Genomic DNA, 25535 nt, shown 5'->3' on the forward strand with positions numbered 1-25535 from the left:
AACGAGGCGGCGCTACCGGTCGGAGAACTCCGACTCGAGCAGGGAGTACAGCAGCGAGTCGCGCCAGTCGCCGTTGGTGAACACGTGGTGCCGGATCCGGCCCTCGTAGCTGAAACCGAGGCGTTTGACGACCGCGATCGAGGCCTCGTTCTCGGGGCCGATCGCAGCGCTGACCCGGTGCTTGCCGAGGGGGCCGAAGGCGAGTCGCAGCATCACCCGGGACGCGTCGGTGGCGTAGCCGTGGCCCCAGTGGTCCGCGTGGATGGCGTAGCCGAGGTGTGCGGCCCGCACTCCCGTCGGCCCGAGCCGTGCGAAGCCGACCACCCGGTCGTCGTCCTGGCGGGTGACGGCGAGCAGGTAGTCCGGCCGGTCCTCCTGGGCCGAGCGCTCGACGATCGCGGCCAGCGTCTTCTCGGCCTCGGCGCGGTCCCGGCTGTCGAACGACAGCCACGACGTCACGCGGTCGTCGCCGACGATGGCGGCGTAGTCCTCGAGATCGGATGTCCGGAACTCGCGCAGGGCGACCAGGTCACCGATCAAACGTTCCATCTGGGGCAGGTTACCGGGGGAAGGTCTGCATCGGGGTCCGGGTGAACATCTCGATCTCTTCCTGCAGCTCGCGGGCGTCGTCCGCGCGGCCGGACTGGCGCAGCGCCTGGTGGACCCGGCGGGCCGAGTGCACCACGCCGTTGATCCGGCGCTCGGCCGGCAGGTCCAGCACCGGGGCGATCGCGTCCGCGGCGCCGTCCAGCTCGCCGTTGACGATCCGGCTGATGGCCATCGCGGCCTGGCTGCCGGCTGCGTCGCCGAAGGCCCACTCCGGGTGGCTCTGGTCGTTGTAGGCGTCGACGGCCTGGCGGGAGTACCGCTCGGCCTGCTCGACCTCGCCCGGCAGCCACGCGAGCGCGTCGGCCGCGTAGTACAGCTGGCGGTGGCGGCCGAAGGTGCACAGGCCGCCCATCTCGTCCAGGTCGTCCTTGCGGACCGTGTTCCAGGCCTCCTCGGCCCGCTCGAGCGCGGCCCGGGTGGCCTCCGGGTTGCCCAGCGCGGCCCAGGCGCGGGCCTCGCTCACCGGCAGCCAGACGCTGGTGGTGCTGTTGGCCTGCTCGGCGTACCCGGCGCCGAGCTGTGCGTACCGGACGGAGTCGTGCGGGTTGCCGGCCCAGTAGGAGACCAGCGACTGCAGGCCGCGCACCCAGGCGCGCAGGCCGTGGTGGTCGGCGTTGTCGGCGCAGAGGAAGGCCGTCCGCGCCTGGGTCAGGGCCGCGTGCGGGTTGCCGAGGTCGTGCGACGCCTTGGCCAGCAGGCCGCCGGTGACGCCGCCGAGGAAGTAGAGCTGCCGCAGGTGCTCCGGACGCTGCCGGCTCTCCAGCAGGGCGAAGACCAGATCCTGGGTCTCGACCAGCTGGCCGAGGATCTCCGGCAGCGGGCGCTGCGGGTAGGCCTTCGCGACGTGACGCACGTCGTCGTACACCTGTTCCATGGCCTCGCTTCCGAGACCGGACTGGGCCGCGAGGGCAAACGCCCTCGCTCGGCTGGCAGCCATGTCGAGAACCTCCATCTCATTACCTGTCGTGATCCGTCCACTCGCGGCAGGTGCCGGCACCACCTGGCCGGCCTGCTCGGGGACGTACGGGGCGAGGAGCTCCTCGACCGGCTTGCCGAACATGCGCTGCAGGGTGCGCCGGGTCTGTGGAGTGGTCCCTGCGCGCTCGCCCGATGCGAGGCGCCGCAGGTGCCGCTCGGTGATGGTTCCACCCAGCTCGACGAACTCGGCGACGATCTCGGAGTAGGTCTGGTTCCGGCGCTGGATCAGGTGCGCCAGGACCGTCTTTGGCGTGTACCTACCCGCCATCGTTCCTCCCGTTCACGTCAGTTCAGACGTTGTCTCGACTGATGCCCCACGACAAGGTGCTGTCCCCCAGATGTCCGCGAGAGGTCCGGAAGAGGTCCGGCAAAGGTCCGGTCCAGGTCCTAGAGCGGTCACGTTGGGCTCGTGCACCATTACTGCCATGACAACCAGTAAGTCCAACTGGTTGCAAGGCCTGAGAGTTACGGGGTGAGAGGTAGTGACCATCGCGGAGATGACGTCGAGGCAGCACCGCCGCAGAGTGCGGGTCTGGTTCGGCGAGCATGTGATCGCGCAGTACGTCGCGGAGGCGCCGCTGGCGGCCCGCTACGAGCAGGCGATGCGGAGGCGGTTCGCCGGCCTCCGGGTCACCAACGACGTACTCGGTCCGCTCGACACCGACCACTGAAACACCCGACCGTCCGGGTCCTCCTCAGACCCGGTCCGCCGCCTCCTGGGGTCTCCTCACATCCAGGAGCGGCACCTGAAGGTCCGGAGCATTCCTCAGTTCCGGACGAAACCCAGGTGCGGTCCGGAGTACTCCTCAACTCCGGACCGCACCGCCCACCGACCCGGCTGGGCCTGGCGGTTGAGTCCCTGTATCACCGCCGCCCAGCCGTTCCAACCACCTCCTGGCCGACACCTCGGGCCAGGCGGGGAGTGTCCTGGGCGGTAGGACACCGCGTGGCTCGTGACACCTCACCACGAGCCACCCCCCGAGGTGGCCGGCTCCGCTGTGTGACCGCCGCGCCTGGGCGGTCACGCAGCGGAGCCCTTCAGCTTTCCGCGGTCCACGCCAGGTAGGCTTGTTGTCAGCTGACATCTACATGTCAGTGGACAGGTACCTGGGAGGGGCTGTGGACAAGCCCGACGCGGTGGTCGCGGTGGAGGCGGCGATGATCGCGCTCCGCCGGCGGCAGACCCGGCGTACCGTCGCGGTCCAGTCCGGTGGTCCGGACCCGGTCCAGGAGGTTCTCGACGCCCTCGAAGCGGCCGGCCCGGACCCGATCGGCGTGAACGGCGTCGCCACCGCGCTGGACGTGGACCAACCGCGGGCGAGCAAGCTGGTCGCCGCGGCCGTCTCAGCGGGCCTGGTACGGCGGGAGGCCGACCAGGCGGACGGTCGTCGTACCAACCTGGTCCTCACCGCGGACGGTCGGCAGCAACTCGAGTGGGTCCACCGCTATCGGCAGGAGCGCTTCGCGGCCGCTATGGACGGCTGGACGGACGCCGAACAGCAGACGTTCGCCGACCTCCTGACCCGCTTCGTGACCGCCTTGGACCGTTAGATGTCCGCTTCAGGTCCGGTGACATACACGGGGAAGGGCGCGTCCGGGCGGAGGTCGGGCGAGCCCTCGAAGCGGCCCTCCGCGGTGATCTCGCCCGCGTAGGTCATGCCGAGGCGTTCCATCACCGCTCGCGACGCAAGGTTGTGGCGCTCGGTGAACGCGATCACCGACCGCGCTCCCAGCGTCTCGAAGGCGAACTCCAGCCCGGCGCGCCCGATCTCGGTCGCCAGCCCGCGCCCACGGGCCGACTCGGTCAGCGCCCATCCCAGCTCGAGCCGAGTAGCCGCCCAATCAGGACCGACCAGCCGGGTGATCTGCTCGGTCACCGGGTCGCCGGGCGCGCACCGGGACAGGCCGCCCCGCCCCGCGAGCGCTCCGCTGTCGCGTTCGAACGCCATCCACTTGTTCACGCCGTCGGCTTCCCACCGGGCCTGGGCCTGGGTGGCACGACGTACGGCGTCCTCCTCCGACAGCGTCTCGGCGTACCAGTAGGCCACCCGCGGATCGGCGTGCAGCGCCACCAGGTCCGCCGCATGTCCGGGGAGGACCTCGCCCGGAGCGGTGAGCGGCTCGAGGCGGAGGCGCTCGGTGAAGCGGGTGCGGACGACGTGCGCGACGAGGTCCCGCAGCCGGCGGTCGCCGTCGGTCCGGTTGACCATCAGCAGGTCGAGGTCGTCCGGCCCGACCCAGGCGCTCGCGTCGTGCTTCCCGTCCTCGAGCCGGGGCCGGGACAGGTCTCCGTCGACGGTGATCAGGTAGTCGAGCTCACGCCGTACGCGGCCCTCCCATTCCCACTCCCAGTCGGCGACGGGCCAGACGATGTCCCGGACCTTCCAGCCGGTCTCCTCCTCGACCTCCCGCGCCAGCGCCTGCTCGGGAGTCTCACCCGGCTCCAGGTGTCCACCGACGAGGTCCCAGATTCCGGGGAACAACCGCCGGTCCGCCGTACGGCGATGGACGTAGACGCGATGGTGCTCGTCGAGGATGAAGGCAGCCACACAGTCGACCGGACGCATGCGGCCAACCTAGACCGCCGCTGTGACAGAGTGCGGGCCTATGTCCAATCCCCGGTGGATCGTGGCCACTTTCGTGGTGGTTGTGCTCGCCTGCGGGATCGGCGGCGGCTTCGTCGGCGAGAGCGTTGTCGGCGCGGTTGGACGGGCCGTCAATCACAGTGAGCTCGGCCTGCGGGTGCTCGGCTGGTGCTGGGGCGGTCTGCCGTACGTCGTGATCGCTGCCGTCTTCGTGGGACGCACGAGGCTGTCCCGCGCTGCTCTGCTCGCTATGACCTACCTGCTGGCGGTCTGGGTAGCGAGCGGGGCGCTCCTGATTCCAGGCCGGACGAGCAGCCTGGAGGACCGCTTCGGCTCGGCCTACCCCGACGCGCGTCCGCTCAGCTTCGGCTGGGCCTGTGGCTTCCTGGCCGCCGCGGCCACGCTCCTGCTGATCGTCGTCGGCGTACTGGTCCTCAAGAGACTTCGCCGGGCCGTGACCAAGCGCGACCTGCAGAAGCTGAGCACAGTTCTGACCACCGCCGGCGGTGTCCTCGCCCTGGGCGGCCTGGTCGGTGCGGTGTTCGCACCGATGCCCTGAGCTCACTTCGCCAGCGGCTGCTCGACGATCCGGTTGGGCATGAAGGCGACGGCCGCGACGAGCAGTACGGCGGCCGCGGCGGCCCCGTAGTACACGTCGTGGATGGCCGGCGCGAGCACGTCGCCGGGCAGCGACTCCAGGTCCGCGTGGCTGTCGCCGATCCGGGCGGCGACCACACCGTTGGCCACCGCACCGAACACCGCCACCCCGACCGCACTGCCGACGGACCGGGCGAACATGTTGGCCCCGGTCACCACCCCTCGGGTCTGCCAGGCGACCGACGACTGCGCAGCCACGACCGACGGCGACGCGGAGAAGCCGAGCCCCAGGCCGATGACGAAGCACGCCGCGGCCAGGTGCAGTACGCCGCTGCCTGACTCCACCGTGAGCAGCAGCACGGCGCCGATGACGACGATCACCGAGCCCATCAGCATCGTCGTCCGGAAGCCGACGCGCAGGTAGATCCGCCCGGCCAGCGACGCCGCGATCGGCCAGCCCAGCGTCATCGCCGCCAACGCGAAGCCGGCGACGAGGGCCGACGTACCGAGCACCTTCTGGGCGAACAGCGGCACGTACGTCGACAGGCCGACCATGAGCACACCGATCAGCAGGGCGCTCGAGTTCGCGGAGTTGAGCACGCGCTGACCGAGGACCCACAGGGGCAGGATCGGCTCGGCGGCCCGGCGTTCGACCAGCACGAACACGACCAGCAGGACGACGGCCGCCGTCAGGATCGCGATGCTGGCGGCCGAGTCCCAGTCCCAGACCACGCCGCCCTCGAGCAGGCCGAGCAGGAGCAGCGAACCGCCGACCGCGAGCAGGACCGCGCCCGGGTAGTCGATCTTGTGGCTCGTCTGCCGGTCGACGTTCTCCTGGAAGCGCCGGGTCAGCACCCAGGCGGCCGCGAGCCCGAGCGGGATGTTCACGAAGAAGATCCAGCGCCAGGAGACGAAGTCGGCGAACACCCCGCCGAGCGCCGGCCCGACGAACGACGAGATGCCCCACACGCTGGCGATGTAGCCCTGCACCTTGGCCCGCTCGGCGACCGTGTAGATGTCGCCGACGATGGTCATCCCGATCGGCTGGATCGCGCCCGCCCCGAGGCCCTGGATCAGCCGGAACGCGATCAGCGCCGGCATGCTCCAGGCGAACCCGCACAGCACCGAGCCGAGCACGAACAGACCGACGCCGAGCAGCATGATCGGCTTGCGCCCGCGCAGGTCGGCCAGCTTCCCGTAGATCGGCACGGACACGGCCTGGGCGAGCAGGTAGATCGAGAACAGCCAGGGGAACTGGGTGAACCCGCCGAGATCGTCGACCACCGACGGGACGGCGGTGGCCAGGATGGTCGCGTCGATCGCCACCAGGCTGATGCTGAGCATCACCGCCAGCAGGATCGGCCCGCGTTCCGAACGGAGGCCCACCCCGGAAGCGCGGTCGATCTCCTCGGTGGCCATGGCACTGGCCAACCTACGTCATGAGCAAACGTTTCCCGAGCCCCTGACCGGCAGGCGGACCGGAGCGGCCGGCGGCACGCAGTCACGGGCACGGTGGGCTGTCGCGCCGCTACGCTCCGGGGGTGAGGATCCGCGACGGCGTACTGCGTGCCGTCGTGCTCGTGGTCACCGTCTCGCTGACCCTCGTCCTGCTGCCGATCGCGATCAACGTCGGCACCGGCGGTACGGCGCCCGGCTTCCTCGCGCCGTACGCGGACTGGACCTGGCCGCTGATCGGCGCCCTCTGGCTGATCGCGATCGTCACCGCGTTGTTCGAGGTCCGCAGCCGCCGGCTGCCGACGGTGTCCGGCCGCTCGGCCGACCAGCCCCGCAACCGCCCGAACGCGCTGGCCCGCGTCGACCGCTACCTCTCCCAACGCGTCGCCGGCTCGCTGGCCTCGCGGACGCGGCTCGCCCTGGCCGTGGACGAACGTCCCGAGGCCGTGGTGCGCCCGTACGACCTGTTGGTCCAGCCGCTCGACAGCACGCCGCACCCGGTGCCCGACGACCAGGACATCGCTGCCGTCTTCGACCAACTGCAGGACTCGATGCTGATCCTGGGCGCACCGGGTGCCGGCAAGACCACCCTGCTGCTCGATCTCGCCCGGACCTTGTCGGAGCAGGCGCACGCGGACGAGACCAAGCCGATCCCGGTCCTGATCGACCTGGCCGGCTGGGCGGCGCACCCGTCCCGCGGCCGCGACGACGACCCGCTCGACAGCCCGTACCTGGCGGGCTTCGTCGGCTGGCTGCTGACCGAGCTCAACGCCAGGTACGGCATCCCGCCCGCGGTCGGCCGCACCTGGCTGCGACGCGGCAGGCTGGCGTTGCTGCTCGACGGCCTGGACGAGATCGCCAAGCCGCACCGCGAGAAGCTCGCACCCGTCCTCGAAGAGCTCCGCCGCCGCTACCTGATCGGCAAGCTCGCGGTGACCTGCCGGACGCAGGACTACGAGCTGCTGCCGAACCAGCTCAGCCTGCACGGCGCCGTCCACATCCGGCCGCTCACCAGGCAGCAGGTCCTGGACTACTTCGCCACCGTCGGACCGGAGCTGGACGGAGCCCGGGCGGCCATCGAGCAGGACGACGAGCTCTGGGACCTGGTCAACTCCCCACTGATGCTGAACGTGATGATCCTCGCCTACCAGGGTCGTGCGCCGGAGGAGCTGGTCGCGGGCGGTGTCGCCGACCTCCGCCGCGAACTGTTCGACACCTACATCTCCGAGGTGCTTGCCCGCGACCGCTCGTCCAGCCGGCAGTACGACGCCCGCACGGCCGTCCGCTCGCTGTGGTGCCTGGCCTGGTGGACCCGCAAGCGTGCCGGCGACCGGACCGCCGTACCACGATGGCTCACCCCCAACGGTTGGTACGGACTGCCGCTGCCGGAGGTCGACTACCTCGCGCATGCGGTCTGCCTACCCGCACTGTTCGCCGGACTCGCAGCAGGCGCCACCCTCGCCACAATCGCGCAGTACGGCGTACTCGCAGGGTTGGCCGTGGCCGGGGCGGCCCTGCTGCTCGTGCACATCCGACCGCACCCGTGGTTGGCTCACCCGCCGGACGGCCCGAAGCCGCGCTGGGGACCGTTGCTCGCGCTGACCTTCGTCGTGGGCACGGCGGTCACCGTCAGCGTGGTGGTCGCCGGTATGGGGCTGGTCGAGCTGCTCCCGGTCTGGCTGGCGTTGACGATCGAAGGGATGGCGATCGGAGCGGCGTACCTGGTCGAGTTCGTGCTGTTCCACGACAACCGGCGCCGGTTGCTGCTCGTGGTCCGGCTGACCGTGGTCGTCGTGGCCGGCTGGTTGACCCTCAGCCTGGGCAACGCCCCCGGAAGCTTCGCGACCGGGCTCGCCATCGGGCTGATCGTTGCCCAAGGCATCCGGATGGTGAAGGCGCTGCCGACCGACCACCTGACCCATCACGACACCGGGCCTGCCTGGCGGATGGATCCGTGGGTGATCGGAGGTGTGGTGGCCGGCCTGCTCGCGGCGCTCGCACTCGGCGCCGACCTGGCGTCGCCCGAGCCGGAGGCGGTGGTCGGCGTACTCGTGGGCATCGTGGCCGCGAAGGCATGGCGGCGCCGGCCGCCGGTGTTCGCCGGGCCACTGTCGCGCCTGCTGCACGACTTCCTGCTCCGCTGGACCGGCTACCTGCCCTGGCGCCGCCGCGCCTTCCTGCGGTACGCCGCCGACCGCTACGTGCTCGCCCGTACCGGACGCGGCGAGTACTCCTTCATCCACCTGCTCGTCCGCGACCACCTCGCCGAGTGCTCTCCCAACCACCTGGCCACCAAGGTCGACCAACGCATCGCGGACCGCGGCAGGCGTCACTCGATGACGGGCTCCTTCAACGCGTAACCCATCAGGCAGCTCGCGAGGACCAAGGCGATCAGGGTCGCGAGTGCGAGGCGCAGCGAGGTGTGCTCGGCGATCGTGCCGAGGACCGGCGTGGCGACGCCGCCGATGCTGACCGCGAGACCGAGCGTCATGCCACCGGCCGTGCCGACCCGGCCGGGCAGGAAGTCCTGGCCGAGGGTGACGTGCAGCGAGAATGGGATCGACAGCGCGATCGCGGTCAGCGCGAGGAACCCGAAGAACGCCGGGCCGGGCACGAACACCAGGCCGGCGATCGCCGGGACCGCGACGCCGTACGACGTACGCATCGTCCGCACGCGCCCGTACCGGGTGGCCAGCCGGCCGCCGAGCAGCGTGCCGACCGCACCGGCGGCGAACAGCACGAAGAGCGCGATCCCGCCGGTCGTCGTCCCGCCGCCGACCCGCTCGCCGGCGTACAGCGCGATGAACGTGCCGAGTCCGACGAAGACGATCGACCGGCAGACCATGATCGCCGACAGCCGCAGGAACGACGGCCAGTCGTCCCGCCCCGACCGCCCACGCTTCGCCACGTCCGCAGTACGGCGGGACCGGACCGCGACCGCGGTGATCACCGCCCCGATCACCGCGGGCACCACCAGGACCGGCGTCAGTGACAGCCCGCCGGCCGCGATGACCGGTGTCACGAGGACCGGCGCGAGCGCGAACCCGACGTTCCCGCCGACCGAGAACCAGCTCATCCCGACATGGCTGCCGCCACTCACCGCCCGTGCCATCCGCGCCGCCTCCGGGTGGTACGCCGCCACCCCCAGCCCGGACAACGCCGCCGCCAGCCAGCTCAGCAGATACGCGTCGCCGACCCCGACCAACGCGATGCCGAGCCCCGCGGTCGTCATGGCGACCGGGATCAACCAGGCGAGCGACCGTCGATCGGTCAGTACGCCGAACACCGGCTGCACCACCGACGACAGCAGCGTCGCGGCCAGCGTGATGCCGGAGACCGCGACGTACCCGAGGCCGCGCTCGGCCACCAGGAACGGCACCAGCGCGGGTACGGCGCCCTGGTAGACGTCCACGCACGCGTGCCCGCCGGCCATCAGCGCGATCGGTCGAAGTCTGCTCACCCGACGATCCTGGTCGGAGGGCCGGCTGTCCGGCTTCCGATAAAATGCCAGACTGTGCCGGAAATCCGCCAACGTCGTCCCGCGACCACCGGCTTCCGGTCGATTCCGGCCGGAGGCGGGATCGACCGGCACTGGCACGAGCAGCACCAGATCGTCTACGCCGGTCGCGGCGTCCTCTCGGTGACCACCGACGCGGGCAGCTGGATCGCGCCGGCCAACCGGGCGATCTGGGTCCCGGCCGGCACGCTTCACCAGCACCGCGCGTACGGCGAGACCGCGCTGCACACCATCGGACTCACGGAGAACCCGCTCGGCCTGGACAACCCGTCCGCCTTGACCGTGAGTCCGCTACTCCGCGAGCTGATCCTGGCCTTCACGTCCGATGGCGGTGAGGACACCGGCGACCGCCGCGACGAGCGCCGGCGCTTGCACGCCGTTCTGCTGGATCAGCTTCGGCGGTCGCCGCAGCGGCCCACCTATCTGCCGGCTCCACGGGACCCGCGCCTCGCCGCGGTCTGCAGGCTCCTGGAAGACGACCCCGCCGACAACAGGACGCTCACCGAGCTCGGCCGGGAGATCGGTGCGAGTGAACGCACCCTCAGCCGCCTCTGCAAGACCGACCTCGGCATGACCTTTCCGCAGTGGCGCACCGAGCTCCGGCTGCACCACGCGCTCCGGCTGCTGGCCGGCGGCGAGTCCGTCACGCGGGTCGCGCACCGGTGTGGCTGGGCGTCGACCAGCGCGTTCATCGACACGTTCCGCCGAGCCTTCGGTCACACACCTGGTGCGCGGAGCGCCTGATCGAGGATGCGGCTCCACTGGCGGACGATGCCGCGGCGGCGCGTGCTGTCGTCCGTGAGCAGGGCGGCCAGACCCAGTCCGCGTGCCATGTCCAGCACTCCCTGCACGGTCTCCCGTACGCCGGCAGTCCGTTCACTCACGTCGAGCACCTCCAGCAGCGCCCGGTGGGCCTGACGACCCACGTGCGCTTCCAGCCGGACGATTTGCTTCCGCAACGGCTCCTCCGTCGACGCCGCGACCCACAGATGCAGTGCGGCCCGGAAGAGCGGCCCGGTGTAGACATCCGCGAGCATCCCCACGATCGCCTCGGTCCGCCCCGGTCCACTGGGCAGTGCGGCGGCCTGCGCCCGGATCTCCGCCAGGCGTACTTCGGTCATGTACTCGACCGCCGCCGCGAAAAGGTCCGCACGCGTCGGGAAGTGGTGCTGAGCGGCACCCCGCGAAACCCCGGCCCGGGCCGCGACGACCGAGACCGTCGTCGCGGCGTACCCGACCTCGGCCAGCGACTCCAGCGCGGCCTCGAGCAACCGCTGCCGGGTGGCCCGGCTGCGGTCCTGCTGGGGTTCCTTCAGGGCCTCACTCACGCGCGGCCTCGCGGGCTCTGAGCTCCCGGCGGAGGATCTTGCCCGACGCCGCCTTCGGCACCGCCTCGATGAACTCCACCTGCCGGATCTTCTTGTACGGCGCCACCCGCGCGGCCACGTACTCGATCACGTCGTCCGTGGTCAGCTCCACCCCCGGCATCGGCACCACGAACGCCTTCGGTACCTCGTTGCCGTCGGCCTGGACCCCGATCACGGCCGCGTCGGCGATCCGGTCGTCGGTCAGCAGCACCGCCTCCAGCTCGGCCGGCGGCACCTGGTAGCCGTGGTACTTGATCAGCTCCTTCACCCGGTCGATGACGTACAGGTACCCGCGCTCGTCCATCCGGCCGATGTCGCCGGTGTGCAGCCAGCCGTCGGCGTCGACGGTCGCGTCGGTCTCGGCCGGGCGGCCCAGGTACCCCTTCATCACCTGCGGACCGCGGATCCAGATCTCGCCCTCGTCCGCATCGTTGCCATCGGCACCCACCAGTCGGAGCTCGGTGGACGGGAAGAGCTTGCCGACGGCCCCGGGCGGCGGGTCCTGGTCGTCCTGCGGCACCGAGTGCGTGCCCGGAGACAGCTCGGTCATCCCGTACGCCTGCAGTACGGCGTGCAGCCCGAGCCGTTTCGCGCACGCCTCGGCCAGCTCACCGTCCAGCGGCGCCGCCGCCGACATCACGTACTTCAGCGCGGACAGGTCCACCCCGTCGACCGCCGGGTGCTTCGCCAGCGCGAGCACCACCGGCGGCGCCACGAACGCCCGCGTGATCCGCTGCCGCTCGAGCGTGCCCAGGAACTGCTCCAGGTCGAACTTGGGCAGTACGACGACCGTCGCGCCGAGCCGGAGCGGCAGGTTCATCAGCACGGTCAGCCCGTAGATGTGGAAGAACGGCAGGATCGCGATGATCCGCTCGTCCTCGTCGAGCCGGATCATCACCTCGGCCTGGGCGATGTTGGTCGCGATGTTCCGGTGCGTCAGCATCACGCCCTTCGCCGCGCCAGTCGTACCGCTGGAGTACGGCAGGACGGCGACGTCCTCGGCCGGGTCGATGGTGACCTCCGGTTCAGGCCCGGTGGACGCGACCAGCTCCATCACCGTCCGGTAGCCCTCGGCGCTGTCGCAGACGAAGATCTCGGTGACGTCGGTGCCCTCGATCGCGGCGGTCGCTGCCGGGAGGAACAGTGAGATGGTGACCAACAGCTTGGCCTTGGAGTCGACGAGTTGCTTGTGCAGTTCGTCCGCGGTGTAGAGCGCGTTGACCGTGGTCACCGTCGCACCTGCGCGGGTGGCGCCGTAGAAGACGACCGGGTAGAGGATCGTGTTCGGGCTGTAGAGCGCGATCGTGTCGCCGTGCCGGATGCCGAGCTCGGCGAACCCGGCCGCGACCCGACGGCTCATCCCGTCCAGCTGCGCGTAGCTGAGCTCCTGGCCGGTCACCCCGTCCACGAGGGCCGGCCGGTCGCCGTACTCCTGGGCTCTGCCGAGGACGGCGTCGTGGATCGGGACGTCGAGGACCTCGACGGGCGGGAACTCACTGGTGATGATCATCGGCGGATCCTCCTGTCAGTACGACTTGGGTAGACCGAGTGAGTGCTGGGCGACGAAGTTCAGGATCATCTCCCGGCTGACCGGCGCGATCCGGGTGGCCCGCGCGGCCGCGACCAGCGAGGCGACGCCGTACTCGGTCGTCATGCCGTTGCCGCCGAGTGACTGGACCGCCTGGTCGGTGGCCCGGACCGCGACCTCACCGGCCGCGTACTTCGCCATGTTCGCCGCCTCGCCCGCGGCCAGGTCGTCGCCGGCGTCGTACAGCGCGGCCGCCTTCTGCAGCATCAGCCGGGCCAGCTCGAGCTCGATCTTGATCTGCGCGAGCGGGTGCGCGAGGCCCTGGTGGGCGCCGATCGCGGTCTTCCAGACCTGGCGCTCCTTGACGTACGCCGTCGCCTTGCCGAGCGCGTGCCGGGCGATCCCGATCGCGAACGCGGAGGCCATGATGCGTTCCGGGTTCAGCCCGGCGAACAGCTGCAGCAGGGCCGCGTCCTCGGAGCCGACGAGCGCCTCCTTCGGCAATTGGACGTCGTCCAGGAACAACGCGAACTGCTTGTCCGGGCTGATCAGATCCATCTCGATCCGGGTGAACTCGACCCCGGGCGCGTCCACCGGCACGACGAACAGGGCCGGTTTGAGCTTGCCGGTGCGCGCGTCCTCGGTCCGGCCGACGACCAGCACGGCCTCGGCGACGTCGAGGCCGGAGATGAAGACCTTGCGGCCGGTCAGCGACCAGCCGTCCCCGGTCCGGCGGGCGGTCGTGGTGATCTCGTGCGAGTTCGAGCCGGCGTCCGGCTCGGTGATCGCGAACGCCATGATCGTCGTCCCGTCGGCGAGGCCGGGCAGCCAGCGCCGCTTCTGCTCGCCGGTGCCGAACCGGGCGATCACCGTGCCGCAGATGGACGGCGAGACGACCATCATCAGCAACGGGCAGCCGGCCGCGCCGAGCTCCTCGAGGACGATCGACAGGTCCGCCATCCCGCCGCCGCCACCGCCGTACTCCTCGGGCAGGTTGACGCCGAGATACCCGAGCTTGCCGGCCTCCAGCCACAGCTCGGTGGTGTGCCCGCCGGACCGCGCCTGCTGGTTGAACCAGGTGTAGCCGTACTTCTTGCCCAAGTCGCCGACCGCTCTGCGCAGCGCTTGGCGTTCTTCAGTCTCGACGAAGCTCATGCATCCTCCCCAACCACGACCAGTACGGCGCCGACCTCGACCTGTTGACCTGCCTCGACCCTGAGCTCCCCGACCACCCCGCCGGCCGGGGCGGAGATGGTGTGCTCCATCTTCATCGCCTCCAGCCACAACAGCGGCTGCCCCTGCTGCACCTCGTCACCCACGCGGACACCGACCCGCGTCACGAGCCCCGGCATAGGCGCCACCAACGACCCGGCCGCGACCTGTTCCGACGGATCCGTGAACCGCGCGACCGGCGTCAACGCGACACTCCCGAGCGACGAGTCCACACACACCAGCCCGTCATACGCCGCCACGTCGAACCCCCGCCGTACGCCGTCCACCTCCAGCACCACGCGGTCCGCTATGTACTCCACGAGCTGAACGTTGCCGTCGACAACCAGTCCGTCACGGGTCAGCCGGTAGGCGACGTCGATGGTCTCGTCACCGACTCGGTAGGACTTGCGCTGCGGCTGTGACGGCAGGTTGCGCCAGCCGCTGGGGACTCGTACGGGCGGCCTCCGTCCGGCAGCATCGGCAAGCGCTGCCGCCAGGGCCGAGAGCTGGTTGAGCTCAGGGTCCTGGGCTTCACCCATCCCGTGGGTTTCGAAGAACGCGGTGTCGGTGTCGCCGGCCAGAAAGGCAGGATGCTGGAGCACCCACACCAGCAGGTCCCGGTTCGTCCCCACCCCGTGGATCCGCGCCCGCCGCAACTCCCCCGCCAACCGCCGAGCAACCCCCACCCGATCCGGCCCGAACGCGATCACCTTCGCCAACATCGCGTCGTAGTACGGCGAAACCTCCGAGCCGTCCTCAACCCCCGAGTCCACCCGCAGCCGCCCCGCCACCCCCGCCTGCGCCACCGACTCGCCGCCCCCACCCAAGCCGGCGCTGTCCCGCGCGTCCGGACCGCTTTGCGGAGCCTTGTGGTCGCTGGGTGCAACTTTCCTTCCGGAAATCCCCTCGATCCTGAAGCGGTGGAGGCGGCCGGTTTGCGGCTGCCAGTCGTGGGCCGGGTCTTCGGCGTACAGCCGGACCTCGATCGCGTGGCCCACCGTGGGCGGGGGCTCGGCCGGAAGCCGGTCGCCGGACGCGACCGCGAACTGCATCGCGACCAGGTCCAACCCCGTGGTCTCCTCGGTGACGGCGTGTTCTACCTGGAGGCGGGTGTTCATCTCGAGGAAGTAGAAGTTGCCCGACTCGTCGGCCAGGAACTCAACCGTGCCGGCCCCGACGTAGTTGATCGCGGCGGCTGCCGTGCGGGCGGCGTCGTACAACTCGGCCCGCATGGACGGGATGCGTTCGACCAGCGGCGACGGAGCCTCCTCGACCACCTTCTGATGCCGCCGCTGGATCGAGCACTCGCGTTCGCCGACCGCCCAGATCGTGCCGTGCTGATCGGCCATGATCTGCACTTCGATGTGCCGGCCGGTCGCCAGGTACCGCTCGCAGAAGACCGTCCCGTCCCCGAACGCCGACAACGCCTCCGCCGCCGCCGCCTCGATCTCCCCGGCCAGGTCCTCCAGCCGCGAGACCACCCGCATCCCGCGTCCACCGCCACCGGCCGACGCCTTGACCAGCACCGGCAGGTCGTCCGCCGACACCGACGCCGGCGTCAACTCCGCGAGCACCGGCACCCCGGCGGCCGCCATCAGTTTCTTCGCCTCGATCTTCGACCCCATCGACGAGATCGCGTCGACCGGCGGGCCGACCCAGGTCAGCCCGGCGTCGATCACCGCCTGCGCGAACCCGGCGTTCTCCGACAGGAACCCGTAGCCCGGATGCACCGCGTCCGCACCGGCGCGCAGAGCCGCCTCGACGATCAGGTCACCGCGCAGGTAGGTCTCGCCGGGCGTGTTCCCGGGCAGGTGCACCGCCGCGTCGGCCTCGGCCACATGCGGCGATCCCGCGTCCGCGGACGAGTGGACTGCGACCGTGGAGAGCCCGAGGGTGCGGGCCGTACGGAAGACGCGGCGCGCGATCTCGCCGCGGTTGGCGACCAGCACTGCGTTGATCATGCGGCTCACATCCTGAAAACGCCGAAGGACGACGTACCTTCGACCGGGGCGGAGTGGATGGCGGACAGGCAGATGCCGAGGACGGTCCGGGTGTCGCGGGGATCGATCACGCCGTCGTCGTACAGCCGGCCGGACAGGAACATCGGCAGCGACTCGGCCTCGATCTGCCCCTCGACGTACGCCCGCAGCTGCGCGTCACCGTCCTCGTCGTACGGCTGCCCCTTCGCCTCCGCGGCGGCCCGGGCGACGATCGACAGTACGCCGGCCAGCTGCTGCGGACCCATCACCGCCGACTTCGCCGACGGCCACGCGAACAGGAACCGCGGGTCGAAGGCCCGGCCGCACATCCCGTAGTGCCCGGCGCCGTACGACGCCCCCGTCAGGATCGAGATGTGTGGCACGCGGGAGTTGGAGACCGCGTTGATCATCTGCGCGCCGTGCTTGATGATCCCGCCCTGTTCGTACTCCTGCCCGACCATGTAGCCGGTGGTGTTGTGCAGGAAGATCAGCGGGGTGTTCGCCCGGTTCGCGAGCTGGATGAACTGCGCCGCCTTCTGCGACTCCTCGCTGAACAGCACGCCGCGCGCGTTCGCGAGGAGGCCGACCGGATACCCGTGCACCGAGGCCCACCCGGTCGCCAGCGACGACCCGTACAGCGGCTTGAACTCGTCGAAGACCGACCCGTCCACCACCCGGGCGATCACGTCCCGCGGATCGAACGGGATCTTCAGGTCGCCGGGCACGATCCCGAGCAGTTCGTCCGCGTCGTACCGCGGTTCGTCGTACGACGGTGCCGGCGGCGGACCGAGTTTGCGCCAGTTCAGCCGGGAGACGATCTGCCGGCCGAGCCGGATCGCGTCCTGCTCGTCGACCGCGAAGTAGTCGGCCAGTCCGGACTGCCGCGCGTGCATGGACGCGCCGCCGAGGGACTCGTCGTCGGCGTCCTCCCCGGTCGCCATCTTCACCAGTGGCGGCCCGGCCAGGAACACCTTCGCCCCGCCGTCCACCATGACCACGTAGTCGCTCATGCCCGGGATGTACGCGCCACCGGCGGTCGAGTTGCCGAACACCAGCGCGATCGTCGGGATCCCCTCGGCGGACAACCGGGTCAGGTTGCGGAACATCGCGCCGCCGGGGATGAAGATCTCCTTCTGCGTCGGCAGATCCGCGCCACCGGACTCGACCAGGCTGATGACTGGCAACCGGTTGGCCCGCGCGATCTCGTCCGCGCGGAGCGCCTTCTTCAGCGTCCACGGATTGCTGGCGCCGCCCTTGACCGTCGGGTCGTTCGCGGTGATCAGGCACTCGACACCCTCGACCACCCCGATCCCGGTGACCAGGCTGGCGCCCACGGTGAAGTCGGAACCCCACCCGGCCAGCGGCGACAACTCGAGGAACGGCGTGTCCGGGTCGACCAGCAGTTCGATCCGCTCCCGTGCCAGCAACTTGCCGCGCTGGTGGTGCCGGTCGACGTACTTCGCGCCGCCGCCGGCCAGCGCTTTCGCGTGCTCGGCGTCCAGCGCGGCGAGCTTCTCCAGCATCGCCTCACGGTTACTCATGCGAACCCCAGTCGTTTGGCGGCCAGGCCGGTCAGGATCTCGGTGGTGCCACCGCCGATCGCGAGGATCTTCTGGTCGCGGTACTGCCGCTCGACCTCGGCCTCGCGCATGTAGCCCAGCCCGCCGTGCAGTTGGAGCGCCTGGTCGCACACCCACTGCCCGGCCTCGACGGCGGTGTTCTTGGCGAAACAAGTCTCGGCGATCACGTCCTCGCCGGCCGCCGCCCTCCGCGCGACGTCGTGTACGTAGACGCGCGCGACGTCGATCCGGCGGGCCATCTCGGTCAGCGTGTGCTGCACGGTCTGCCGGCTGATCAGCGGCCGTCCGAACGTCTCCCGGGCCCGGCACCACTCGACGGTGAGATCGAGCGCCCGCTGCGCCCCGGCGTACGCCTGGACCGCGAGCGTCAGCCGCTCGGCGACGAAGTTCACCGCGAGCTGGACGAAACCGGTGCCCTGGGCACCGACCAGGTTGGCCGCCGGCACGCGGACGTCGGTGAACGACAGCTCGGCCGTGTCCGAGCACAGCCAGCCCAGCTTCTCCAGTTTCCGCGACACCGTGAACCCCGGGGTGCCCTTCTCGATCACCAGCAGGCTGATCCCGTGCGCTCCCGGCCCGTCCGTCCGCACCGCGGTGGTGACGAAGTCCGCACGGCATCCGGAGGTGATGTAGGTCTTCGCGCCGTTGACGACGAACCAGTCACCCTCCCGTCGCGCCGTGGTCCGCAGCGACGCGACATCCGAGCCGCCGTCGGGCTCGGTAATCGCCAGCGCGCCGATGGTCGAGCCGTGCAACGTCGGTTCCACCCACCGGGCGATCTGTGCACTGTTGCCCGCAGCAACGATATGAGGGAGCGCGATCCCGCAGGTCAGCAGCGAGGCGACCAGCCCGCCGGATCCGCCGGCGTAGTGCATCTCCTCGACCACGGCGATCGCGTCCAGCAGCGAGCCGCCGCCACCGCCGACCGCCTCCGAGAAGCCGACGCCGAGCAGACCGACCTCTCCGGCCTTCTTGTGCAGCTCTCTGGGTAGCTCACCGGCCCGTTCCCACTCGTCGAGCGACGGCAGCACCTCGGCGGACATGAATCGCCGGACGGACTCCCGCAGCGCCTTCTCTTCGGCGTTCACAGCAACACCTCCGGTACGTCGACGTACCGGGAGCGCAGCCACTCACCGACGGCCTTGGCCTGCGGATCGAACCGCGCCTGCGATGCGACGCCCTCACCCAGCAGCCCTTCGACCACGAAGTTGACCGCCCACAGGTTCGGGAAGAGGTACCGCTTCACCGTCAGCGGTCGGGTCTCCGGCAGCAGATCCTTGAACAGCTCGACCGTCAGGGTGTGCGCCAGCCAGCGCCATGCCTTCTCGTGCCGCACCCAGACGCCGACGTTCGCGTCGCTGCCCTTGTCGCCGGACCGTGCACCGGCGATGCGGCCGAGCGGCATCTCGCGCGTCCGGGGGCGTCGGCTCGACGCGAGCTGCGGCAACGGCATCGGCAACTCGAGGTCGACCTCGGCGAGCGGCTGCGTCTCGGCCGCGGGCTCGACCACCCGGCGCGTTCCGTCCGGTAGGACGACGACGTGCTCGACCTCCCGGATGTCGACGTACCCGGCCTCGAACAGCCCGTACGGCGATCCGTCGCCGGGCGGCGCGGTGACGTGGAACCCGGGGTAGCTCGCCAGCGCCAGCTCGATCGCCGCGCTGGAGAACGCGCGGCCGACGACCTTCGGATCCGGATCCTTCACGGCACAGCGCAGGAACACGCTGGCCTCTTCCTCGGAGTCGGCGTTCGGCTTCTCCGTCCAGGCGAGCGTCCAGCGCAGCTCGGCCGGCCGTTTCGGCAGCGCCTGCTCGAGCTGCCGCTGCACCAGCTCGGCCTTCGCCTCCAGCTCGAGCCCGGTGAGGACGAAGTCGACCTCGTTGCGGAACCCGCCGACGCTGTTCAGCGACACCTTGTACGTCGGTGGCGGCGGCTCCCCGTGGACACCGGTGATCCGGACCCGATCGGGCCCGTCGGAGCTGAGCTCGATCGTGTCGAGGCGTGTGGTGACGTCCGGGCCGGCGTACCGGGCGCCGGTGATCTCGTAGAGGAGCTGCGCCTTGACGGTGTCGATCGTGACCGCGCCGCCGGTGTGGTCGTGCTTGGTGATCACGCTGCTGCCGTCGGCGTGGATCTCGGCGATCGGGAACCCCGGCCGGCCGAAGTCGCGGATCTCCCCGAAGAACGCGTAGTTCCCCCCGGTCGCCTGGCAGCCGCACTCGATCACGTGCCCGGCGACGACCGCGCCGGCGAGCTCGTCGTACTGCGTGCGCTTCCAGCCGTGGTGCGCGGCGGCCGGGCCGACGATCACCGAGGCGTCCGTGACCCGGCCGGTGACGACCACGTCCGCGCCGGCCTGCAGCGCGTCCGCGATCCCCCAGGCGCCGAGGTACGCGTTCGCGGTCAGCGGCGTGCCGAGGCCGAGCTCGGCCGCCCGTGACAGGAGGTCGTCGCCTTCGACGTACGCGATCGTCGGGTGCAGACCCAGCCTGTCCGCCAGTTGCGAGATGGCCTGCGCGAGGCCGGCGGGGTTGAGACCGCCGGCGTTGCTGACGATCTTCACGCCGCGGTCGAGGGCCTCGCCGAGGCCGGTCTCGAGTTGTTTGAGGAAGGTGCGCGCGTACCCGAGCGACGGGTCCTTCAACCGGTCGCGGCCGAGGATGAGCATGGTCAGCTCGGCCAGGTAGTCGCCGGTCAGGACGTCCAGCGGCCCGCCGGTGAGCATCTCCTCGACCCCGCTGAACCGGTCGCCGTAGAAGCCGGACGCGTTCCCGATCCTGATCGGCGTGGTCATCCGAACTGTCCTGCCACGCGGCCCTTCCCCGGCAGGCCGGCGAACGCCTGGATGATGCCGAGCCACTCCTCCGCGTCCGTGCCCTCGGCCCGGACGGCGAGGTCGTCACGATGCCGGCGTTGGGTCGCCAGCAGACAGAAGTCGAGGGCCGGGGCGGTCACTCGCTGATCGGCGTCGTCGGGACCCCAGGTCCAGGTCTGGTCGTCCGGACCGGCGAGCTCGACGCGGAACGGCTCGGCCGGCGGCGTGCGGTCGTTCAGCAGGTAGGCGAAGTCGCGGGTGCGAACGGCGAGATGGGCTACGTGCCGCAACCGGCTCGACGGCTGACGATGAACCTTCAGCGCGTCGACGACGTCCTGACCGTGCGCCCAGGTCTCCATCAGCCGGGCGGTCGCCATCGACGTCGGACTCATCGGCGGCCCGTACCAGAGGAGTTTCTCGCCGTGCGGCACCTGCTTGAGCGCCTCGGCGAGCTCGGCCCGGGTCTCGCGCCAGTAAGTCAGTAGTTGGTCCGGCGGCAGCGCGGCAGTCTCGTTGGCACCCTCGTCGACGTACGTCGTAGGACTGGCGGCCGCCTTCTTCAGCGACTCCTGGAACGCGTCCGGATCGGTCACGGCCAGGTGCGCGGCCTCGTCGGTCCAGGCGAGATGGGCGATCTGGTGCGCGATCGTCCAGCCCTCGGCCGGCGTCGGCGTGGCCCAGTCCTCGGCCGGTAGCCCACCGACCAGCCGGTCCAGCTCCGCGCTCTCGGCCCACAGGTCGGCCAGCACTTCGTCCAGTTGCACGCTGCACTCCCCGAGGTAGGGATCGTGCAGCCGAGCGTCGCACTTCCGGGAAAAAGAATCAAGCATGCTTGTTTTTCAGTTCGGCAGGGATGGCGGCGACCAGTCGGACCACTGCGCGGTCGCCTTCCGCCAGGCCGCCGGCGGGATCAGCCGGGCCGCGGTCGCCACGGCCAGGTGGGCCAGCAGGCCGGTGTTCGACGTACGCCGTACCGACGCGCGAGCCGCCGCGGCCATCGGGTGCACGCGCGCCCGCCGCTGCTCGTCGTACCCCTGCGGGCCGTCCCCCGACGCGAGGCAGGCCGCGAGGACGACGGCGTCCTCGATCGCCTGGCATGCGCCCTGGCCGAGATCGGGCGGCATCGCGTGGGCGGCGTCGCCGAGCAGGACGACCCGATCGTTCACGTACGTCGGCACCGGGTCGATGTCGACGATGTCGTTGTGCAGCACCTGGTCCTCGGGCGTCGTCGCGAGCAGTGCCGGGATCGGGTGGTGCCAGTCGCCGACCCGGTTCAGCGCCTCTCGGCGGTTGTCGGCGTACAACTGGTTCGGCTGGTCCGCGTTGGCCGTGACGAACCAGTACACGCGTTCGTCCGGGAGCGGGAGTACGCCGACCTGTACACCGCGGCCGAGGGTCAACGACTCCTCCACCGGCCAAACCGATCCGGGTGGGGTCACGCCTCGCCACACGGTCCGGCGCTGGAAGACCGGGTCGCCGGACCACAGCGTCCGCCGGGTGACGCTGTTGACTCCGTCGGCCGCGACCACCAGGTCCGCGGTCAACTCGTTCTCCTCGCCGCCGCACCTGCAGACCACCACGCCCTGCGGCGACACCGACACCACCTCGGCGTCGGTGTGCAGCACGGTCGGCGGCAGCTCCTTGCGCAGTACGTCGTGCAGGTCGGCCCGATGGATCGCGAGGACACCGACGTCCTCCGGGTGACTGCGCCGCAGCCAGCGGCCGGACGGCGTACGCAGGTTGCCGCGGGAGATCGTCGGGACAGCCCGCGGCCGGATGTCGACACCGAGTGCGTCCAGGGCGCGCTCCGCGTTCGGCCACACGGTCAGTCCGGCGCCGACCTCGGCGATGATCGGGGCTCGCTCGAGGACGGTCACCGACCAGCCGATCCGGCGCAGAGCGACCGCCGCGGCCAGGCCGCCGATGCCGGCCCCGACGATGATTGCGCTGGAAGCTTCTTTACCCGACCCCATTCTGCGGAGGTTACTTCTTCGCCGTTTCACCGTGCGGAAGTGGTCTAGCGGGACCTGTCGGTGGTCAAGGGTTTCGATCCGTGTGGAAAGCCTTTCCGACGGCCTGCCGGAGTGCTACCCAAGACCAATGCATGGTTCGCTGCCCGGGAAGGCCGCCGAGATCCGGGCGCTGCTGCTCAGCCTGATCGACACTCTGCCGGAGGGCGCGGCCCTGCCGCCCGAGCGGGAGCTGGCCGTGCGCTGGAACGTCGCCCGGATGACACTGCGGCGCGCGGTCGACGAGCTGGTGATCGAGGAACTGCTGGTCCGGCGGCACGGCAGCGGGACCTACACCACCCGGCCGAAGGTGGCGAAGTGGCTGGGGATGATCGGCTTCTCCGAGGACGTCCGCCGGCGCGGGATGCGGCCGGGCAGCACGATGCTCGAGTTCCGCCACCTCCGGGCCGAGCGCGCGGCCGCCCGCCGGCTGCGGATCCCGGTCGGCGACCCGATCATCACGTTCACCCGCCTCCGGCTGGCCGACGACGTACCGATGGTGGTCGAGCGGACGACCCTGCCCGCCGGGTACGTCCCCGGTCTGCACGCCGAGGAGCTGAACGGCTCGCTCTACGACCTGCTCGGCACCCGGTACGGCATCGACCACGTCAGCGGTACGTCGCGGATCGAGCCGGTGATGCCGGACGCGAAGACCGCCGGCTGGCTCGGCATCCCCAGCACCCAGCCCTGCCTGGCCGTGCACGGCATCAGCTTCGACCGCCGCGACCGCGTCTTCGAGTACACCTCGGCCGTCTACCGAGGCGACCGCTACGCCTTCACCACCGAACTCCGCACCACCCCCACCCCCCGCTCCACCGCCCACGGCCTCTAGGGCTCCCTCCGGCAACCCTCCGCCTCGCAGCGTCCTTCCTTCAACTCCTTGCCGAAGGCAAGGAGTTGTTGCTCGGGAAGGATGATTACTCTCGGTGGGAACGAAGTAACTATCGTGGACCTTCTCATGGATCTCCGTAGCCCGATCAGCACCGTGGTGCCCTCGTTGGACGGTCCCGTGCTACAGGTGCTGGCGCGCAGCGACCGTGGACTGTCCGGCCGGCAGATCCACAAGCTGGCCGGGGCCGGCAGCGTGGCCGGCGTCCGCCTGGTGCTCCAGCGGCTCGCGACCACCGGCCTGGTGCACGTCGACGACGTCGGCAACTCGTTGCTCTATCGCCTCAATCGCAAGCACCTGGTCGCCCCGGCGGTGGAGTTCCTCGCCGACCTCCGCAGTACCCTCACCAGCCGGCTCGCCGACGAGATCAGCGCGTGGCGGATCCCGCCGGTGCACGCCAGCCTGTACGGCGCGATCGCCCGCGGCGACGGTGACCTCGAGAGCGACGTCGACCTGTTGCTGATCCGGCCCGACCAGGTCGACCCCGGCGACGTCCTCTGGGAGGACCAGGCCGCCTGCCTGCTGCAGTCCGTCGTCGACCTCACCGGCAACCCCGCGCACGTCTTCGAGCTCAGCCGCACCGAGCTCACCGACCACCTCACGAACGCGGACCCGATCCTCAACGACTGGCTCCAGCCGAGCCTCCCGCTGTACGGCGTACCGGTCCCGTCCCTCCTGGACCGGACGACGCCCCGCGCCCACACATTGGTCTAGCCGCTCACCTTTACCGCGCGAGCCGGACCGACCAGACTGGGCCGCGCCGGGTTGTCGACTTACACAGGACGCGCTGCATGACGAGCATTGCCATCGATGGCGGCCAGTCCGCCCTCAGACTCCGGGTGGTTCCGACCGGACGGGTCGGCCAAGGGCCCGGATACGTGCACGGGCCGAGCAGCATGATCCACCTCCTCGGCGCGATCAAGACGGCAGCGACCGCGGCCGAGGTCGCTGGACCGGTCGACGTGGTGGCACTCGGGCTCACCGGGTTCCCACCGGTGCGTGAGGTCGCGGAAGGCCTCGCCGCTCAGGTCGACGACGTACTCGACGCCGGTGAGGTCCGCCTGACCCAGGACATGGTGACCGCGCACGCCGGCGCGTTGGCCGACGGGTACGGCGTGGTGGTTGCTGCTGGCACCGGTCTGGTGTGTCTGGCCGTGGATCGCGACGGCTCGTGGCACAAGGTCGACGGTCACGGGTACCTGTTCGGTGACGCCGGGAGTGCGTTCGCCATCGGTCGCGCCGGGCTGGTCGCCGTACAGCGGGCCCGTGACGGTCGTGGGCCGGCCACCAAGCTCGCGGACACCACACTCGACCCGATCACGCTCTACCGGTCGGCCACGCTGGTCGACGACGTCGCCCGCTTCGCTCCCGAGGTACTGCGGTGCGCCGCCGAAGGTGACCCGGTCGCGGCCGACCTCGTCGTACGGGCCGCTCAGGACATCGCCGAGACCATCGGTGCGGCCGTGGCAACGCTTGCGGGGCAGGGTGCTGTGCCGGTCGCGTGCGTAGGCGGGCTGTTCGCGGGTGCCGGCGAGCAACTGCTGGCTCCGGTGCGTGCGACCGTCACACCGCGGGCTCAGCTCGTGGCGGCCGCCGGTACCTCGCTCGACGGCGCCGAACGCCTGGCAACGAATCCACCCGGGCCGTACGCCGACCTGATCGTCACCCACCGCCGATCGTGACCCCGCTGCCCGCCGGCAGCCTGGTGGTGTCCTGCCAGTCCATCCCCGGCGACCCGTTCGACTCCGCCGAGCTGATGGCTCTGATGGCCCGCGCGGCCGAGCTCGGCGGCGCCGGTGCGATCCGCGCCAACGGCCCGGAGCATGTCGCGGCGATCAGGGCGGTCACGGCGCTTCCGATCATCGGTATCCACAAGCTCGGCGACCCGTCCGGCGTGTTCATCACCCCGACGTACGGAGCCGCGGCCGAGGTCGTCGCGGCCGGCGCCGACCTGGTCGCGCTCGACGCGACCCTGCGGCCGAGGCCGGACGGGCAGCCGCTGCGCTCGCTGATCGAGCGGATCCACGATGACCTGGGGGTACCTGTTCTCGCCGACGTCGACACCCTCGACGCGGGCCTCGCCGCCCGCGACGCCGGCGCCGACCTGGTCGCCTCCACCCTGTCCGGCTACACCGGCCGACGAACGCCGACCGGCCCCGACGTCGACCTGGTCCGCCGACTCGCCGCCGCGGTGGATTGCCCGGTGGTCGCCGAGGGGAGGATCAGAACACCCGAAGACGTTCGCGCCGTCTTCGACGCCGGTGCGTACGCCGTCGTCGTGGGCACCGCGATCACCAACCCGACGTACATCACCGCACGGCTCGCGAGTGCGCTACCTCCGACGTGGTCTCCGCGACTTCGTTCGTGACACGGCCCGACTCGATTCCGCCGGTCCCGGCGAGCTATCTTGACTGG

Annotated in this window: 23 protein-coding genes; 9 read left to right on the forward strand and 14 right to left on the reverse strand. The window is 70.7% G+C overall.

The features are described from left to right. Nucleotides 1-12: 12 nt before the first annotated feature. On the reverse strand, nucleotides 13-549 hold the full coding sequence (locus tag ACQPYZ_RS00505) for a GNAT family N-acetyltransferase (protein WP_433164110.1): 537 nt from the start codon (nucleotides 547-549) through the stop codon (nucleotides 13-15). Nucleotides 550-559: 10 nt separating this feature from the next. After that, nucleotides 560-1855, reverse strand: a complete 1296-nt coding sequence (locus ACQPYZ_RS00510; RefSeq protein ID WP_433164112.1) for an XRE family transcriptional regulator — start codon at nucleotides 1853-1855, stop codon at nucleotides 560-562. 229 nt (nucleotides 1856-2084) lie between these two features. Here ACQPYZ_RS00510 and ACQPYZ_RS00515 point away from each other — a divergent pair, with 229 nt between their 5' ends. Continuing rightward, on the forward strand, nucleotides 2085-2258 hold the full coding sequence (locus ACQPYZ_RS00515) for a hypothetical protein (RefSeq protein WP_433164114.1): 174 nt from the start codon (nucleotides 2085-2087) through the stop codon (nucleotides 2256-2258). Between the two features lie 448 nt (nucleotides 2259-2706). Next, entirely contained in the window at nucleotides 2707-3138 is a 432-nt protein-coding gene (locus ACQPYZ_RS00520; protein ID WP_433164116.1) for a MarR family winged helix-turn-helix transcriptional regulator, read from the forward strand. Here ACQPYZ_RS00520 and ACQPYZ_RS00525 read toward each other — a convergent pair. Beyond that, nucleotides 3135-4154, reverse strand: a complete 1020-nt coding sequence (locus tag ACQPYZ_RS00525; protein WP_433164117.1) for a GNAT family N-acetyltransferase — start codon at nucleotides 4152-4154, stop codon at nucleotides 3135-3137. The genes ACQPYZ_RS00520 and ACQPYZ_RS00525 overlap by 4 nt on opposite strands. A 40-nt stretch (nucleotides 4155-4194) precedes the next feature. Here ACQPYZ_RS00525 and ACQPYZ_RS00530 point away from each other — a divergent pair, with 40 nt between their 5' ends. Continuing rightward, a complete protein-coding gene (locus ACQPYZ_RS00530; RefSeq protein ID WP_433164119.1) occupies nucleotides 4195-4731 on the forward strand; it encodes a hypothetical protein in 537 nt (178 codons plus the stop codon). Between the two features lie 2 nt (nucleotides 4732-4733). Here the strand turns inward: ACQPYZ_RS00530 and ACQPYZ_RS00535 are convergent, their stop codons facing one another. Next, nucleotides 4734-6188, reverse strand: a complete 1455-nt coding sequence (locus tag ACQPYZ_RS00535; RefSeq protein WP_433164120.1) for an MDR family MFS transporter — start codon at nucleotides 6186-6188, stop codon at nucleotides 4734-4736. 122 nt (nucleotides 6189-6310) lie between these two features. Here ACQPYZ_RS00535 and ACQPYZ_RS00540 point away from each other — a divergent pair, with 122 nt between their 5' ends. Continuing rightward, nucleotides 6311-8584, forward strand: coding sequence for an NACHT domain-containing protein (locus tag ACQPYZ_RS00540; RefSeq protein ID WP_433164121.1), 2274 nt, complete (start codon nucleotides 6311-6313; stop codon nucleotides 8582-8584). Here ACQPYZ_RS00540 and ACQPYZ_RS00545 read toward each other — a convergent pair. Further along, nucleotides 8554-9684 (reverse strand): MFS transporter, encoded by a 1131-nt coding sequence (locus ACQPYZ_RS00545; protein ID WP_433164122.1) that lies wholly within the window; start codon nucleotides 9682-9684, stop codon nucleotides 8554-8556. The two genes, ACQPYZ_RS00540 and ACQPYZ_RS00545, sit on opposite strands and share 31 nt — an antisense overlap. Nucleotides 9685-9738: 54 nt before the next feature. On the opposite strand from ACQPYZ_RS00545, the gene ACQPYZ_RS00550 reads away from it, so the two are divergent. After that, complete coding sequence (locus ACQPYZ_RS00550) at nucleotides 9739-10485, forward strand: helix-turn-helix domain-containing protein (RefSeq protein ID WP_433164124.1); 747 nt, start codon at nucleotides 9739-9741, stop codon at nucleotides 10483-10485. Here ACQPYZ_RS00550 and ACQPYZ_RS00555 read toward each other — a convergent pair. The 9 genes from ACQPYZ_RS00555 to ACQPYZ_RS00595 all read right to left on the reverse strand — a co-directional run bounded on the left by ACQPYZ_RS00555 (nucleotide 10458) and on the right by ACQPYZ_RS00595 (nucleotide 22195). Next, nucleotides 10458-11069 carry a TetR/AcrR family transcriptional regulator gene (locus tag ACQPYZ_RS00555; protein ID WP_433164126.1) on the reverse strand — a complete coding sequence of 204 codons (612 nt, stop codon included), beginning with the start codon at nucleotides 11067-11069 and terminating at the stop codon, nucleotides 10458-10460. The two genes, ACQPYZ_RS00550 and ACQPYZ_RS00555, sit on opposite strands and share 28 nt — an antisense overlap. Further along, a complete protein-coding gene (locus ACQPYZ_RS00560; RefSeq protein WP_433164127.1) occupies nucleotides 11062-12618 on the reverse strand; it encodes an AMP-binding protein in 1557 nt (518 codons plus the stop codon). Before ACQPYZ_RS00560 ends, ACQPYZ_RS00555 begins: the two co-directional genes overlap by 8 nt. A 15-nt stretch (nucleotides 12619-12633) precedes the next feature. Then, nucleotides 12634-13791 (reverse strand): acyl-CoA dehydrogenase family protein, encoded by a 1158-nt coding sequence (locus ACQPYZ_RS00565; RefSeq protein ID WP_433164129.1) that lies wholly within the window; start codon nucleotides 13789-13791, stop codon nucleotides 12634-12636. Then, a complete protein-coding gene (locus ACQPYZ_RS00570) occupies nucleotides 13788-15809 on the reverse strand; it encodes an acetyl/propionyl/methylcrotonyl-CoA carboxylase subunit alpha (RefSeq protein WP_433164131.1) in 2022 nt (673 codons plus the stop codon). Before ACQPYZ_RS00570 ends, ACQPYZ_RS00565 begins: the two co-directional genes overlap by 4 nt. Nucleotides 15810-15814: 5 nt before the next feature. Further along, nucleotides 15815-17368 (reverse strand): acyl-CoA carboxylase subunit beta, encoded by a 1554-nt coding sequence (locus ACQPYZ_RS00575; protein ID WP_433164133.1) that lies wholly within the window; start codon nucleotides 17366-17368, stop codon nucleotides 15815-15817. Beyond that, nucleotides 17365-18495, reverse strand: a complete 1131-nt coding sequence (locus tag ACQPYZ_RS00580) for an acyl-CoA dehydrogenase family protein (RefSeq protein WP_433164135.1) — start codon at nucleotides 18493-18495, stop codon at nucleotides 17365-17367. Before ACQPYZ_RS00580 ends, ACQPYZ_RS00575 begins: the two co-directional genes overlap by 4 nt. After that, nucleotides 18492-20201: an acyclic terpene utilization AtuA family protein gene (locus ACQPYZ_RS00585; RefSeq protein WP_433164137.1), complete on the reverse strand. Its 1710-nt coding sequence runs from the start codon at nucleotides 20199-20201 to the stop codon at nucleotides 18492-18494. The genes ACQPYZ_RS00580 and ACQPYZ_RS00585 overlap by 4 nt, the downstream gene beginning before the upstream one ends. Further along, nucleotides 20198-20986 (reverse strand): TIGR03084 family metal-binding protein, encoded by a 789-nt coding sequence (locus ACQPYZ_RS00590; protein ID WP_433164138.1) that lies wholly within the window; start codon nucleotides 20984-20986, stop codon nucleotides 20198-20200. Before ACQPYZ_RS00590 ends, ACQPYZ_RS00585 begins: the two co-directional genes overlap by 4 nt. 75 nt (nucleotides 20987-21061) lie before the next feature. Further along, complete coding sequence (locus ACQPYZ_RS00595) at nucleotides 21062-22195, reverse strand: FAD-dependent monooxygenase (RefSeq protein ID WP_433164140.1); 1134 nt, start codon at nucleotides 22193-22195, stop codon at nucleotides 21062-21064. 127 nt (nucleotides 22196-22322) lie between these two features. On the opposite strand from ACQPYZ_RS00595, the gene ACQPYZ_RS00600 reads away from it, so the two are divergent. The 4 genes from ACQPYZ_RS00600 (at nucleotide 22323) to ACQPYZ_RS00615 (ending at nucleotide 25488) form a co-directional block, all read left to right on the forward strand. Next, the gene (locus ACQPYZ_RS00600; protein ID WP_433164141.1) at nucleotides 22323-23063 is read left to right on the forward strand and encodes a GntR family transcriptional regulator; all 741 of its coding nucleotides are present in this window, start codon (nucleotides 22323-22325) and stop codon (nucleotides 23061-23063) included. Between the two features lie 126 nt (nucleotides 23064-23189). Beyond that, nucleotides 23190-23834, forward strand: a complete 645-nt coding sequence (locus ACQPYZ_RS00605) for a hypothetical protein (protein ID WP_433164143.1) — start codon at nucleotides 23190-23192, stop codon at nucleotides 23832-23834. A gap of 77 nt (nucleotides 23835-23911) precedes the next feature. Continuing rightward, entirely contained in the window at nucleotides 23912-24802 is an 891-nt protein-coding gene (locus ACQPYZ_RS00610) for an N-acetylglucosamine kinase (RefSeq protein ID WP_433164145.1), read from the forward strand. Continuing rightward, complete coding sequence (locus ACQPYZ_RS00615) at nucleotides 24799-25488, forward strand: N-acetylmannosamine-6-phosphate 2-epimerase (RefSeq protein ID WP_433164146.1); 690 nt, start codon at nucleotides 24799-24801, stop codon at nucleotides 25486-25488. The genes ACQPYZ_RS00610 and ACQPYZ_RS00615 overlap by 4 nt, the downstream gene beginning before the upstream one ends. The last annotated feature ends 47 nt before the right edge of the window (nucleotides 25489-25535 follow it).

The organism is Kribbella sp. CA-247076, from assembly GCF_050942445.1.
Taxonomy (GTDB): Bacteria; Actinomycetota; Actinomycetes; order Propionibacteriales; family Kribbellaceae; genus Kribbella.